The organism is Serratia sp. LSHTC3 (genome assembly GCF_057197125.1).
Genome location: NZ_JBXUNP010000003.1, coordinates 122,979 through 135,766, shown reverse-complemented (window position 1 = coordinate 135,766; position 12,788 = coordinate 122,979). Strand labels below are relative to the sequence as shown.

Here is a 12,788-nt window from a genome sequence, read left to right as displayed (position 1 = left end):
TCACTAGCAACTGTTAGCGAACTATTAATTTTTCGCGTTACTAGCTGTATACTCATTTTCGTGAACTGAATCACAGTTCGTTGGAACTGATAAAAGAATACGATGAGGTGAGATGATGAAAATTAAAGCTACCGTTGCAACCCTGAGCGTTCTGTCCATGCTTTCCTTTGGTGCATTCGCAGCACAATCTGTTGATGCAACCCAGGCCGCAAAACTGCAGCCCGCCGGTGTGATCACCGTGAGCGGCGTCGCCGCTGCGCCTTCCGACATTCGCCAGGCACTGTCCGACAAAGCCGACGCCAAAGGGGCGACCGCTTACCGCGTGATCGAAGCGCGCAACGACGGCAACTTCCACGCGACCGCTGAAATCTACAAATAAGTAACGGCATTACCCGGCAACGGGCAATACATCTCTGGAATCAAACGCTGTCATAACGGCCTTCAAGAATAAAAATCGCTGCCAAGCCCTTCCAGGCTGTTATGACCAAGGATCGCTATCATGAACATGAAAACTACTGTTGCTGCACTCGGTTTGTTATCCGTCATCTCCTTCGGCGCGTCTGCCGCCCAGTTGGTGACTAACGATCAGACCGCCAATCTGCAATCTATCGGCACCATTACCGTCAGCGGCATCGACGGCGCGCCGACCGACATTCGCCAGGCGTTGTCGGAGAAAGCCGACGCGAAAGGCGCGACCGCCTACCGCGTGATCGAAGCCCGTAACGAAGGCAACTACCACGCCACCGCCGAGATTTACAAATAACAACTCTGGGAACGGCTTTGCAGAGCTGATTACCCTCGTCACTGCCACTGCCGAGTTCTGACGCAAACGCCGATTTCCCAGAGACCCTCTCGTCGTCCTATCCGACGAACCCCGTTGCCCTCGCTCGCGAGGGCTTTTTTATGGGCGTAAAAAAGGCCGCGAATGCGGCCCTTAGGTTGGCTTATGCGGCTAAGCGATCAGTAGGTCACCTTCGGTTCCTGCTTTTTCGCCAGCGCGTCCAGCAAGCGATCGTGAATACCGCCGAAACCGCCGTTGCTCATCACCAGAATGTGGTCGCCCGGCTGTGCGGTTTTCACCACCATCTCCACCAGCGTGTCGAGATCCGCGCTCCAATGCGCCGGCTGCACGCAGGCATCCGCCACTTCCGCGACCTGCCACGGAATGTGGTGCGGCTGGAACAGGAACACTTCGTCGGCACGGCCGAGCGAAGGCGCCAGATCGTTTTTGCTGATGCCCATTTTCATGGTGTTGGATCGCGGTTCCAGCACCGCCAGAATGCGCGCCGTACCGCCGACCTTGCCGCGCAGCGCGGCCAGAGTGGCCAGGATCGCCGTCGGGTGGTGCGCGAAATCGTCGTAAACCGTGACGCCGTTGGCTTCGCCACGCAGCTCCAGACGGCGGCGGGCGTTGATGAAATCGCCCAACGCGCGGCAGGCGTCCGCCGGCTGCACGCCGACGTGGCGGGTCGCGGCGATAGCCATCAGGCCGTTATGCATGTTGTGCTCGCCCACCAGCGCCCACTTCACTTCGCCGACCTGCTCACCGTCGAGGAACACCGCGTAATGGCTGGCGTCCGGCGTCAGCTTCTGCGCGCGCCAGGCGCCCTCTTCGCCCACCAGTTCCTGCTCGCTCCAGCAGCCCATCGCCATCACCTGCTTCAGGTGGCTGTCGTTGTCCGGCAGGATGATCTTGCCTTTGCCCGGCACCAGACGCACCAGGTGGTGGAATTGTTTCTGAATGGCTTTCAGATCGTCGAAGATGTCGGCGTGGTCAAACTCCAGGTTGTTCATGATCAGCGTGCGCGGGCTGTAGTGCACGAACTTGGAGCGTTTGTCGAAGAACGCGCAGTCATACTCGTCGGCCTCGATCACGAAGAACGGGCTGCCGCCGAGGCGAGCCGAGACGTCGAAGTTGCCCGGCACGCCGCCGATGACAAAGCCCGGCTGGTAGCCGCAGGCTTCGAGGATCCAGGTCGCCATGCCGGCGGTGGTGGTTTTGCCGTGGGTGCCGGCGACCGCCAGTACCCAGCGATCGCGCAACACGGCGTCGTGCAGCCACTGCGGGCCGGAAACGTAAGGGATACCGCGCTCCAGCACCGCCTCCACGCACGGGTTGCCGCGCGTCATGGCGTTGCCGATGATCACCAGATCCGGCACCGGATCCAGCTGGGCGGGATCATAACCCTGAATCAGATCGATCCCCTGGTTCTCCAGCAGCGTGCTCATCGGCGGATAGACGTTGGCGTCCGAACCGGTGACGTCATGCCCCAGTGAGCGCGCCAGCATCGCCAGCCCGCCCATAAAGGTGCCACAGATCCCAAGAATGTGAATGCGCATAGGTTTCTCATGTGAGTGCATCGAATGTCGGCATATTCTAACGCTCAGAATCGTCCAGAAGAAATGGATTTGCCTATGAATGGCGCGCATCTTTGGGCTACACTGCACGCGAAAACGTTGGCGGTTTGTTAACAGGCCGCTATCCATCCGTAGATTCAGGGATTGTGTCATGAAAACGTTAGGCGAATTTATCGTCGAGAAACAGCACGACTTCTCTCACGCCACCGGCGAGCTGACCGCGTTACTTTCTGCAATTAAACTGGGCGCCAAAATCATCCACCGCGACATCAACAAGGCCGGCCTGGTTGATATTCTGGGAACCAGCGGGGTGTCCAACGTACAGGGCGAAGTTCAGATGAAACTGGACCTGTACGCGAACGAAAAACTGAAAGCGGCGTTGAAAGCGCGTGGTGAAGTTGCGGGTATCGCTTCCGAAGAAGAAGATGAAATCGTGATATTCGACGGCGAGCGAGCTGAAAATGCCAAGTATGTCGTATTGATGGATCCGTTGGACGGTTCGTCCAACATCGATGTCAACGTCTCGGTCGGTACGATTTTCTCTATCTATCGTCGCATCACGCCGGTCGGCACGCCGGTGACCGAAGAAGACTTCCTGCAGCCGGGCAGCGCCCAGGTCGCAGCGGGTTACGTGGTTTACGGCTCGTCCACCATGCTGGTGTACACCACCGGTTACGGCGTCCACGCCTTCACATACGATCCGTCTCTGGGCGTGTTCTGTCTCTCTCACGAGAAAGTGCGCTTCCCGGCGAGCGGCAACATGTATTCCATCAACGAAGGCAACTACATCAAGTTCCCTCTCGGCGTGAAGAAATACATCAAGTACTGCCAGGAGCAGGACGAAGCGACGCAGCGCCCTTATACCTCGCGCTACATCGGTTCTCTGGTGGCGGATTTCCACCGCAACCTGCTGAAAGGCGGCATCTACATCTACCCAAGCACCGCCAGCCACCCGCAAGGCAAGCTGCGCCTGCTGTACGAATGCAACCCGATGGCTTTCCTGGCCGAACAGGCCGGTGGTAAGGCCAGCGACGGCAAAAATCGCATTCTGGATATCACGCCGGTGAAACTGCACCAGCGCGCGCCATTCTTCGTCGGCACCAAGTCGATGGTAGAAGACGCAGAACGCTTCATCGCCGAAAACCCGGACGAGTAACGCGTTACTGGCAAGGGTTCGGCGCCGCGCCGAACCCTTATCGCCTTACAGCTTGAACGCCGCCATGCTCTGCGCCAGCAGCTGAGCCTGATCTTCCAGCGAGCGCGTCGCCGCCGCCGACTCTTCCACCAGCGCCGCATTCTGCTGCGCCACCTGATCCATCTGCGCCACCGCCAGGTTCACCTGTTCGATACCGCTGCTTTGTTCGCGCGTCGCCGCCGAGATCTCACGCATCAACGCCGTCACCCGACCCACTTCACCGGTGATACCGCTCATAGTCTGCGCCGCCGACTCCACCATCTGCTCGCCTTCCTGCACCCGGTTCTGCGACGCTTCGATCAACCCTTTGATCTCTTTCGCCGACTGGGCGCTGCGCTGCGCCAAATTGCGCACTTCGCCGGCCACCACCGCGAAGCCGCGGCCCTGTTCACCGGCGCGCGCCGCCTCCACCGCTGCGTTCAACGCCAGGATATTGGTCTGGAAGGCGATGCCGTCCATCACGCTGATGATATCGGCGATGCGGCGCGAGCTGTCGGTGATCGCCTGCATCTTGCTCATCACCTGACTGACCACGTCGCTGCCCTGGTTGGCGATATCGGACACGCTCAGCGCCAGCTGATTAGCCTGCTCGCAGTTCTCGGCGTTCATTTTCACCGTCGAGGTCAGCTGTTCCATGCTGGCGGCAGTCTCTTCCAGCGACGCGGCCGATTCTTCGGTGCGCTGCGCCAGATGCAGGTTACCGGCCGCCAGTTCGCGTGAACCGGTGTCGATCTGGCTGCTGGCGTCACGCACTTTGCTGACCGAATTGGCCAGCGCCTGCTGCATGCGCTGCATCGCCCGCACCAGGCGGCCCATCTCGGTATCGCCCTCGCCGCGGATCTCATGGGTCAGATCGCCGCCGGCGATGTATTCCAGCTGCGCGATGGACTCATCCAGCGGACGCAAAATGATCACCCGCAACGCAAACCAGGCCAGCACCGCCAGCAGCACGCTGAGCAGGCCCGCCACCACGATCAGCGAGATCTTGGTGCTGGCGTTGCTTTCCGCGTCATACACCTGCTTCTCGCCGAGCTTCATGGCGAAGCTGCGGAAATCGCTGAGATCCTTTTCAAACGCGATGCTCAACGCAGAGATACGGGTCTCCTGAATATGGTAGTACTCATCGATTTTACCGGCCTTGATGGCGGCGGCCATCGGCTTCACGCCCTGCTCCAGATAGGCGCGATAGCTGTTTTGCAGGCGGTTGGAGAGTTCACGGCCGCGCTCGGTCACGGTGCCGACGCCGACAAAGCGCGCCATTTCCTTGTTCGACTGCTCGAGGTAGCCGTAGATGCGGCCGACGGTGGCGTCGGCGACATCAGTCTGGCCGATCTCCCGTTGGCGCACCGCCAGCGAAGCGGCGGTTCGGGCGCGCAGCGTCAGGTTGGAGCTGTTGGCCAGCGAGCCCAGCTCTTCGCCGAGGATCTGGTTCAAGGTATGGATCGAGCGCGATCCTTCGTTAATCGCGTTGACGCCAATAACGCTGACCATGATCAGCAGCATGGTCATCAGGCTCAGCAGGGCGATCAGCCCAGCCTTCACCGTAATCTTTTTTAGCATGAGTTCTTCCCGGCTTCAGAATAGTGAGATCAGACGTAGTAGGGGTGGCAAAACGCGGAGCCAGCTTTGCTGGCTCATTATTGTTTGTTGAAGTTATCGGCAGGCGGAGGCAAAACTTCATGCCGCGGCGGGATTAATCTGGAAATTCTCCGCGCGCAGAGACACTGGGTTTTCGACGATGAAAAGGGCAGGAAATCGCAAAAGAGTCCGCTATAATAGCCGCCACTCCATTTCTGGTTTGATGATTAAAGGAAACCGACATGAGCTTGAATCTGGTCCCAGCTGGCAAAGACCTGCCGGAAGACATCTACGTAGTAATCGAAATCCCGGCCAACGCCGATCCAATCAAATACGAAATCGACAAAGAAACCGGCGCGCTGTTCGTTGACCGTTTCATGTCCACCGCGATGTTCTACCCGTGCAACTACGGCTACATCAACCACACTCTGTCTCTGGATGGTGATCCGGTTGACGTGCTGGTCCCAACCCCATATCCGCTGCAGCCGGGCTCCGTGATCCGCTGCCGTCCGGTTGGCGTGCTGAAGATGACCGACGAAGCCGGTGAAGACGCCAAGCTGGTTGCGGTACCGCACAGCAAGCTGACCAAAGAGTACGATCACGTGAAAGACGTGAACGACCTGCCGGAACTGCTGAAAGCCCAGATCGCTCACTTCTTCGAGCACTACAAAGATCTGGAAAAAGGCAAATGGGTGAAAGTGGAAGGCTGGGCAGACGCTGCCGCAGCTAAAGCGGAAATCATCGCCTCCTTCGAACGCGCCGCCAAGAAGTAATTTTCGCCGCCGTCCGATGAAAAAACACCGCTCATTGAGCGGTGTTTTTTTATTACTGATCTTCGAGGCGTTTCAGCCAGTCACCGCTGGTAATTCGCGGGTAACCGTCCACGCTGTGTTTATACAGGTAGATCCACGCACTCCCATAAGGCGTCTGAATCAGCTCGCGCTTATAGTCCTTGGTGTTGCTTTTCAGTTCGTCCAGCTCTGCCAGAATCGATGAGTTAATACGATACACTTCGCAATGTATCGTGCCCTCTCCAGGGATCGCCGCCGGGTAATGGCCCAGATTATAAATCTGATAGCCTTCGAGCTCGTGCTCGCCGAGCCATTGGGCGTTGGTCATCCAATGGCTGTTTCCCTGTTTGCGCCGTAAACTGCCGTAGACAATTATTCGCATCGCTAAAACTCAAACTGATAGAGCAAATCTAATGCCTGGTCGAGACCAGACACCGCTTCAAGATACAACTTAGGCATCAGGCGATAACGCAACGTCAGCGTGGCCAGCGAGTCGAAAATGCCCACCCCATATTTTACTTGTAAGCCTGGGAGGACATAGCCGCTCACGACAACCTGGGAATTGTCGCCAACCCCTTGAGTGTCCAGAGCCAAATTACTCACGCCGAATGCCTCGCCGATTTTACCCACAAGTTGACCACTTTGTGCAACCCCCATGCCGATTAACATCGACGTCATGGCGTTGCCGTCGGCGCCGGAACTGCTTAAGCCCTGACCGCGCAGCAGATAAGACAGGGCTTCCTGTTGCGATTTGGCCGGATCGGAGAACACTTCCAGCTTCGGCGCATCCGCCAGGCCGGTCACGCGCACGCCGGCGGTCACGTCGTCCTCGGTGGATTCCGGGTTGCGGATCGCCTCGATATTGAGCAGCGGCTGATCCGGCGGGCCGGAGAACATCAGCTGCCCTTTACGCACGATCAAATCCTGACCATAAGCATGGAAGCGACCGGAAGGGATGTCAATCTGGCCATTGAGGCCCAACCCTTTCTTGTCCTGCACCACTTTCAAATCGCCCTTCAGGCGGGCTTTCAGGCCGAAGGCGTCCAGCCGCACGTCGTTGCCGACGTGGATCATCAGATTGCTGTTGATCGGGATCGAGGCGGTCTTCGGTTGAATCGGCTTCAGCTGATCGTCCAGCATCACCTCGTCGGAAGAGACGCCCACCGCGCTTTCCGGCAGTTCCTGCACCGTGATGCGCGCCCAGGGAATGTCGACCTTGCCGTTGAGCGAGAACAGCTGCGGCGTGGCTTCGAACACCAGATCCGGCGATACGTCGATGCGGATCATCGGCGGCACCGTCACCCGCAGCTTGTCGCCCTTGGCGGCAATGCGCGCACGCCAGGCATTGATGTCACGCCAGTCGGCATCGCCCGCCAGATTCAGCTGGCCGCGCGTGGTGCTGAGCAGCCCTTCCAGCGTCGAGGTCATGCCGTTGAAATTCACCGCCAGCCGCGCGTCGGTCATATCGAACGGCATCCAGTGCCCCTGCACCTTCGCCCGATCCAACGCCAGACGCCCGAACACCAGCGGCTTCTGCGCGCTGCCGCCCAGACGCAGGTTGGCGTTCAGCATGCCCGCCGCGCTTTCGCCCTTCATCAGCGCCGGGTTAATCAGCGCCAACGAAATGTTGGTGATATTGACATTGCCGCTGATGGTGCGCCGCACCTGCGGATCCGCCACCTGGATATTGCCGTCGAACTGGCCGTTGTTGGTCAGTTTGATCCGCCAGTCGGCCTGCGCGCGGCCGTTGTTCAGGCCGGCGTTGAGGGTCAGCGTATCGAAGGCGATCGGCAGCGCATTGCCCTGCACCTGCTGCACCACCTTGACGCCGTTGCCGGCCAACGTGACCTTCGCCTCCGGCAGCGCGCCGCCCGGTTTCCAGCTGACGTCGGCCCGGCCGGTGAACACGCCGCTCAGGGCGGTCTCCGGGCCGAGGAACGGCTTGATCATCGCCAGATCGAAGCGGTTGAGCACCACGCTGGCCTGGCCGCTCTGGCCGGCTTCGATGGTCTTCGGCACGCACAGCTCGGCGTTCGGGTTCTGCCAGCAGTGCGGCCCGACGCTGATCTTCTGCGCGGTGTTCAGGTAGTCCAGCGCGATGGCGCGCGTCAGGCGCCACTCCCCCACCGGCGTATCGAAGCGGGTATTGTTCAGATTGCCGCGCCAGCGCTGCTGCTGACGATCGAAGCTGCCCTGCAGCGCCAGCTGGCCGGAGACCGGTTTGCCGTCGATCTTCAACTGCAGCTGATGCTGCTTCTCGCTGCCTTTGGCGTCGAGGGTCAGCAGGCTGACCTCCAGCGCGTCCTGCTTCAGCTGCTCGACGCGTACCGCCAGCTGCCCCTGGATCTGATCCGTGGAGCGCACGTCGCCGTCGATCTTCACACGGTTGATGCGCAGCGCCTGCCACTGCAAGCCGGAGGCGGTCAAATCCGCCAGCAGCTGAGGCGCCTGCAGATTGCCGCGCAGCTTCAGCAGCCCTTTGGCGGTGCCGCCGAGGCCCGGCAGCGCGCCGTCCAGACGCGGCGCGTCGATGTTGGCGTCCAGGTTCCAGTTCTTCTCGTCCAGCTGTCCTTTGACATTCAGCTGGTTGCGCCCCAGCGTCAGATCGATGCCGGGGATTTTCCACTGCCCGGCGGCGTTGCCGCTCAGCGTGCCGCGCGCCGTGACCTTGTTCTGCTTCACGTTGCCGTCCAGCTGCAGCACCGGCACCTGCAGCTGCCAGCTGCCGCCGTGCAGGCTGCCGCGCGTGGTGATCTTGCCGTCGAGTTTCGCCGGCCATTCCGGCCACTGCTTGGCGGTATTGATGCCGCTCAGCGTCAATTGCGAGGTCCAGCTGATGGCCTTGCTCCAGTCCACCAGCGCGGTGAGATCGGTATTGCCCTGCAGCGCCGCCAGGCGCAGGCGCTCCAGCTTGAACTGCTCGACGTTGCCTTTGCCGTCCAGCGTCAGCACCGCCGGCGGCAGATCCTGGCCTTTCAGATTGGCGCGCGTCGACAGCGCATAGTCGGTCGCCTTGCCGTTAAAGCGCAGGCGGAAATCGTTGACCTGATACTGCGCCTCGCCGCTCAGCGGCCATTTCAGCTGCTTGCTCTGCAGCGTCAGCGCCAGCGGCAGGCCGGCTTCGGCCAGCCGGGTTTGCACATCGAGCTGGGCGCCGACCGGGCCGGACAGATTCAGCGCCACCTTCAGCTCATCACGCAACCCGCCGTCGATGTTCAGCTTCACCTTCTCGCCCTTCAACGGGTCGATATTCAACGCGCTGTTGGCGGTCAGCGCCACCGGCCAGTCGCCGGTCAGGGTCGCCTGCCCCTGCACCGACAGCGTGCCCTGCGGCGACTTCACGTCGAAGTTGTCCAGCTGGATATGCTGATCCTGCGTGCTGGCCTGCAGCAACAGGCTCGTGATCAGCACGTCGGTATCGCCGGTCAAGCGCAGCTGTTCGCCGCTGATCTCTTTCACGGTGATATCCAGCGGCAGACGGATGTCCGGCAGATCCGGCAACAGCGGTTTGGCGAACAGTTCCTTCAGCGTTTCGCCGAGCGGCTTCTCCTCCGGCTGCGGCGCCGGTTTCGCCGCGTCGGTAACCTGCTCACCGACCTTTTTCGCCACCTCGACCGCCGGTTGCACCGCTTCCGGCAACGGATTTTGCGGCGTTTTCGGCAAGGCAATCAGCAACGAGCCGATCTTGGTTGGCATCAGCGTCAGCGCGCGCTCTTGCCACTGCGCGCCGGTGCGGAACTCGGCCAGAGAAATGGCGGTGTCGTCGACGGTGACCTTGACGTTATTCAGCGCCAGCAGGCGCAGGGTGATCGGATAAGGGGTGCTGAGATTGGTGGTCGGTTCACTGCTCTCCTCCACCGGCGCGGAGGGCGCCATCTCTTTGGTGTTCACCGCCACGTCCACGTCCTGAGCGGTCAAAGCGTTGACGCACAGCGAGCTGCGTTTAAAGCAGGAGAGATCGAGGGAGAGATGGAACTGCCCGGCGTTGACCGTCACGCCCGGCATCTGATACTTCACGCCCTTCAGCGTCAGATCGCGCCAGCCGCCGCTGACGCCGGCGATCTCCAGCCCCGGCACCCAGCGCGCCGCGCCGTTGATGACCATATGCAAACCGGTGGTGGTCCCCACCAGGAAGGCCAGGCCGCCGATCAGCAACAGCAGAATGACCAGAAATCCGAGGCAAATCTTTTTAACCAGGCTCATAGTTCAGGCCCCAAACCGATGTAGAACTGCATCCCGTGGGTGTCCTTGTCCCCCACGGGCGCGGCGATATCCAGCTTCACCGGCCCCACCGGTGACTGCCAGCGCACGCCTACGCCGGCGCCGGTCTTGAAGTTGCTCTGCTTGATATCGTTCACCGCTTCACCGGAATCGACGAACATCGCCCCCCACCATTTGCCGGTCACGTTGTATTGATACTCCAGCGAGCCGGTCAGCATCTTGGAGGCGCCGGTCAGCTTGCCGTCGTCGCCGCGCGGCGAAATGTCTTTGTACTTGTAGCCGCGAATGCTGCGGTCACCGCCGGCGAAGAAGCGCAGATCCGGCGGCACCTTGTCGAAGTCGTTGGTTTCGATCCAGCCCACCTGCCCGCGCGCTACAAAGCGATGCTTGTCGGCCAGGGTGCGGATCCAGACGTTCTGCGCCTGCATCAGCGCGAAGTCCACGCCGGAGCCCCAGGAAGTGTCGGACACGTCGATGGAATAGCGTTGGCTGTCGCCCCAGGTCGGCATCAGCCCGCCGCGCGAACGGGTGCGGTTGAAGCTGACGCCGGGGTACAGCAGCATGGTGGTGTTGCTGACGTTGCCCTGGGTAAAGTTATCCCAGCGCCAGGTCAGGTTGATCGCCCGCTGCCAGCCGCTGGAGAGATCCCAGTTGCGCGAGGCCACCACTTTGGAGGTCACGGATTTGGTGTCGTTAAGATCGACGTTCTTGAGCCCGCCCTGCAGCAGGTAATACTGCTCCAGCGGGTTCTTGAGCAGCGGGATCTTGTAAGTCAGATCCAGCTGCTGCTCCGGCGCCGACACGCTGGCGCTGGTTTCCAGGCTATGCCCGCGATCGTTGAGCCAGGGCTTTTTCCAGGTGCCTTTCACCCGCGGGCCGACGTCGGTGGAATAACCGATACCGGTTTCGACGGTGTTGCGCGTACGCGGCGTCACCAGCGCGTCCAACGGCAAAATCTTGTTCTCTTTGGCATCGTTGAAATCAGGGGACACCACCACCGAGTTGAACCAGTTGGTGGCGGACAAACGGCGGTTCAGCTCGGCCAAATCCTCCGAACTGTAGTAATCCCCCTGATGAAAGGGCACCAGATTTTGCAGATAGTCTTCGCGGATTTGCGAACCGGTGAATTTCACCTTGCCAAAGCGGTAACGTTCGCCGCTGTTGAAATCGATATCCCAAAATGCCTTGTGCAGATCTTCGGCCACGCCGAGCTGGCTTTTAGTCATGTCGGCGTCGAAGTAGCCTTTGCGCAGCGCCAGGCCGGTCAGCGAGCCTTTGAAACTGTCATACTTGCCGTGGTTGAGGATCTCGCCGATGGTCGGCCGTCCCTTCTTTACCAGCGTCAGGTAGTCCTCATCGGTCTTTGCGCCGCCTTCCAGCACGATGTTGGCGCCGGCGATGCGCACCGGCTCGCCCGGATTGACCTTGGCATGCAGCACCGGGCGCGACATCCCCGGCCGATCGTCCAGCGTAAACTCGATGGTCGGCTGGTAATAGCCGAGCGCGCGCAGCCCCTGGCGCACCGCCTCGTCCACCCGTGCGCGGAAGCGGCCGTCGGTGCCGACCTCTTCAGGCGTGATCGACGACAGCCGCACCCGGACGTTTTTTTCCAACTCTCCGCTTAACCCCTCCACCTGCAGCCGCACGTTCGCCGCATAGGCTGCAGGTGCCGCAAGCAACACAGATATCAAGCACATGACCGGGTACTTTGGCACGTGTTCTCCTTATTGATTTTACTGTCCTGTTATGGTGTTCGCTCCGGGGCCAGGGCAGACTCCGCGCTATCATGACGGCAGCCCTCTTCAACCTTCTTCCGGACGCCGCCCGCCGCGCTTTGCCACCGCCGCGCAACAGGCGAATTCTTCACTTTTGGCGCTCAAAATACTGCGTTAAGCTTATACAAAATCCAACTTGCCGCTTATTGTGGGCAAAGACGCGGTGAGATACAACCGAACCGCCGCCATGTAGGGTCAATTCTTACTGTGACAACAGGAGTCAACCGTGGTGCCATTTTTTGATAAATCACAAACCGTCGATAAGGCAAGCGCGCTGCCTGGCCGCACCACGCCAATGCCTGTCGCAACGCTCAACGTCGTCACCGAACACTCGATGACTCAGGTGCCGGCCGGCATGGAGGTGGCGATTTTCGCCATGGGCTGTTTCTGGGGCGTTGAGCGCCTGTTCTGGCAACAGCCGGGCGTCTACAGCACCGCCGCCGGCTACAGCGGCGGCTATACGCCGAACCCGACCTACCGCGAAGTGTGCAGCGGCCAGACCGGCCACGCCGAAGTGGTGCGCGTGGTGTTCGATCCGCACGTCGTCAGCTACAAACAGCTGCTGCAGCTGTTCTGGGAAAATCACGATCCGGCGCAGGGCATGCGCCAGGGCGGCGACGTCGGCACGCAGTACCGCTCGGCGATTTATACGCTGAGCCCAGAGCAGCAGGCCGAGGCGGAAAGCAGCCTGCAACGCTTCCAGCAGGCGATGGATGCGGCGGGCGATAAGCGCGCCATCACCACCGAGATCGCACCGGCGCTGCCGTTCTATTACGCGGAAGACGATCACCAACAGTACCTGTACAAGAACCCGGAAGGCTACTGCGGGCTGGGCGGCATCGGCGTTTGCCTGCCGCCGCAGGGCTGATT

At 60.5% G+C, this 12,788-nt stretch carries 10 protein-coding genes; 5 read left to right on the top strand and 5 right to left on the bottom strand.

Features of this window, described 5'->3' with window-relative positions; translation table 11 throughout:
* Window positions 1–115 precede the first annotated feature (115 nt).
* Both yhcN (AC2CGI_RS13490) and yhcN (AC2CGI_RS13485) read left to right on the top strand, forming a co-directional pair.
* Window positions 116–379: a peroxide/acid stress response protein YhcN gene (gene yhcN, locus AC2CGI_RS13490; protein ID WP_004933574.1), complete on the top strand. Its 264-nt coding sequence runs from the start codon at window positions 116–118 to the stop codon at window positions 377–379.
* Between the two features lie 120 nt (window positions 380–499).
* Window positions 500–763: a peroxide/acid stress response protein YhcN gene (yhcN, locus tag AC2CGI_RS13485; RefSeq protein WP_004933578.1), complete on the top strand. Its 264-nt coding sequence runs from the start codon at window positions 500–502 to the stop codon at window positions 761–763.
* A 197-nt stretch (window positions 764–960) separates the two neighbouring features.
* Here yhcN (AC2CGI_RS13485) and mpl read toward each other — a convergent pair whose 3' ends face one another.
* Window positions 961–2,340 carry a UDP-N-acetylmuramate:L-alanyl-gamma-D-glutamyl-meso-diaminopimelate ligase gene (gene mpl, locus AC2CGI_RS13480; RefSeq protein WP_076740835.1) on the bottom strand — a complete coding sequence of 460 codons (1,380 nt, stop codon included), beginning with the start codon at window positions 2,338–2,340 and terminating at the stop codon, window positions 961–963.
* Between the two features lie 169 nt (window positions 2,341–2,509).
* Here mpl and fbp point away from each other — a divergent pair, with 169 nt between their 5' ends.
* On the top strand, window positions 2,510–3,514 hold the full coding sequence (fbp, locus tag AC2CGI_RS13475; protein WP_004933587.1) for a class 1 fructose-bisphosphatase: 1,005 nt from the start codon (window positions 2,510–2,512) through the stop codon (window positions 3,512–3,514).
* 45 nt (window positions 3,515–3,559) lie between these two features.
* Here fbp and AC2CGI_RS13470 read toward each other — a convergent pair whose 3' ends face one another.
* Window positions 3,560–5,113 (bottom strand): methyl-accepting chemotaxis protein, encoded by a 1,554-nt coding sequence (locus AC2CGI_RS13470; RefSeq protein ID WP_015376405.1) that lies wholly within the window; start codon window positions 5,111–5,113, stop codon window positions 3,560–3,562.
* 260 nt (window positions 5,114–5,373) lie between these two features.
* Here AC2CGI_RS13470 and ppa point away from each other — a divergent pair, with 260 nt between their 5' ends.
* Complete coding sequence (gene ppa / locus AC2CGI_RS13465; protein ID WP_004933594.1) at window positions 5,374–5,904, top strand: inorganic diphosphatase; 531 nt, start codon at window positions 5,374–5,376, stop codon at window positions 5,902–5,904.
* A 52-nt stretch (window positions 5,905–5,956) separates the two neighbouring features.
* Here ppa and AC2CGI_RS13460 read toward each other — a convergent pair whose 3' ends face one another.
* From AC2CGI_RS13460 to tamA, 3 genes are read right to left on the bottom strand one after another with little or no spacing between them, the layout of a single operon-like run.
* Window positions 5,957–6,304, bottom strand: a complete 348-nt coding sequence (locus tag AC2CGI_RS13460; RefSeq protein WP_004933596.1) for a gamma-glutamylcyclotransferase family protein — start codon at window positions 6,302–6,304, stop codon at window positions 5,957–5,959.
* Window positions 6,305–6,306: 2 nt separating this feature from the next.
* Complete coding sequence (gene tamB, locus AC2CGI_RS13455; protein WP_076740834.1) at window positions 6,307–10,125, bottom strand: autotransporter assembly complex protein TamB; 3,819 nt, start codon at window positions 10,123–10,125, stop codon at window positions 6,307–6,309.
* A complete protein-coding gene (gene tamA, locus AC2CGI_RS13450; protein WP_249339672.1) occupies window positions 10,122–11,840 on the bottom strand; it encodes an autotransporter assembly complex protein TamA in 1,719 nt (572 codons plus the stop codon). The genes tamB and tamA overlap by 4 nt, the downstream gene beginning before the upstream one ends.
* 304 nt (window positions 11,841–12,144) lie before the next feature.
* Between tamA and msrA the strand changes: the two genes are divergently transcribed.
* The gene (gene msrA, locus AC2CGI_RS13445; RefSeq protein WP_076740833.1) at window positions 12,145–12,786 is read left to right on the top strand and encodes a peptide-methionine (S)-S-oxide reductase MsrA; all 642 of its coding nucleotides are present in this window, start codon (window positions 12,145–12,147) and stop codon (window positions 12,784–12,786) included.
* Window positions 12,787–12,788: the final 2 nt, after the last annotated feature.

Coding starts and splice junctions, on each gene's coding strand:
- yhcN (WP_004933578.1), top strand. CDS start 500: ATGAACATGAAAACTACTGTTGCTGCACTCGGTTTGTTATCCGTCATC.
- tamB (WP_076740834.1), bottom strand. CDS start 10,125: ATGAGCCTGGTTAAAAAGATTTGCCTCGGATTTCTGGTCATTCTGCTG.
- fbp (WP_004933587.1), top strand. CDS start 2,510: ATGAAAACGTTAGGCGAATTTATCGTCGAGAAACAGCACGACTTCTCT.
- AC2CGI_RS13470 (WP_015376405.1), bottom strand. CDS start 5,113: ATGCTAAAAAAGATTACGGTGAAGGCTGGGCTGATCGCCCTGCTGAGC.
- mpl (WP_076740835.1), bottom strand. CDS start 2,340: ATGCGCATTCACATTCTTGGGATCTGTGGCACCTTTATGGGCGGGCTG.
- tamA (WP_249339672.1), bottom strand. CDS start 11,840: ATGTGCTTGATATCTGTGTTGCTTGCGGCACCTGCAGCCTATGCGGCG.
- AC2CGI_RS13460 (WP_004933596.1), bottom strand. CDS start 6,304: ATGCGAATAATTGTCTACGGCAGTTTACGGCGCAAACAGGGAAACAGC.
- yhcN (WP_004933574.1), top strand. CDS start 116: ATGAAAATTAAAGCTACCGTTGCAACCCTGAGCGTTCTGTCCATGCTT.
- ppa (WP_004933594.1), top strand. CDS start 5,374: ATGAGCTTGAATCTGGTCCCAGCTGGCAAAGACCTGCCGGAAGACATC.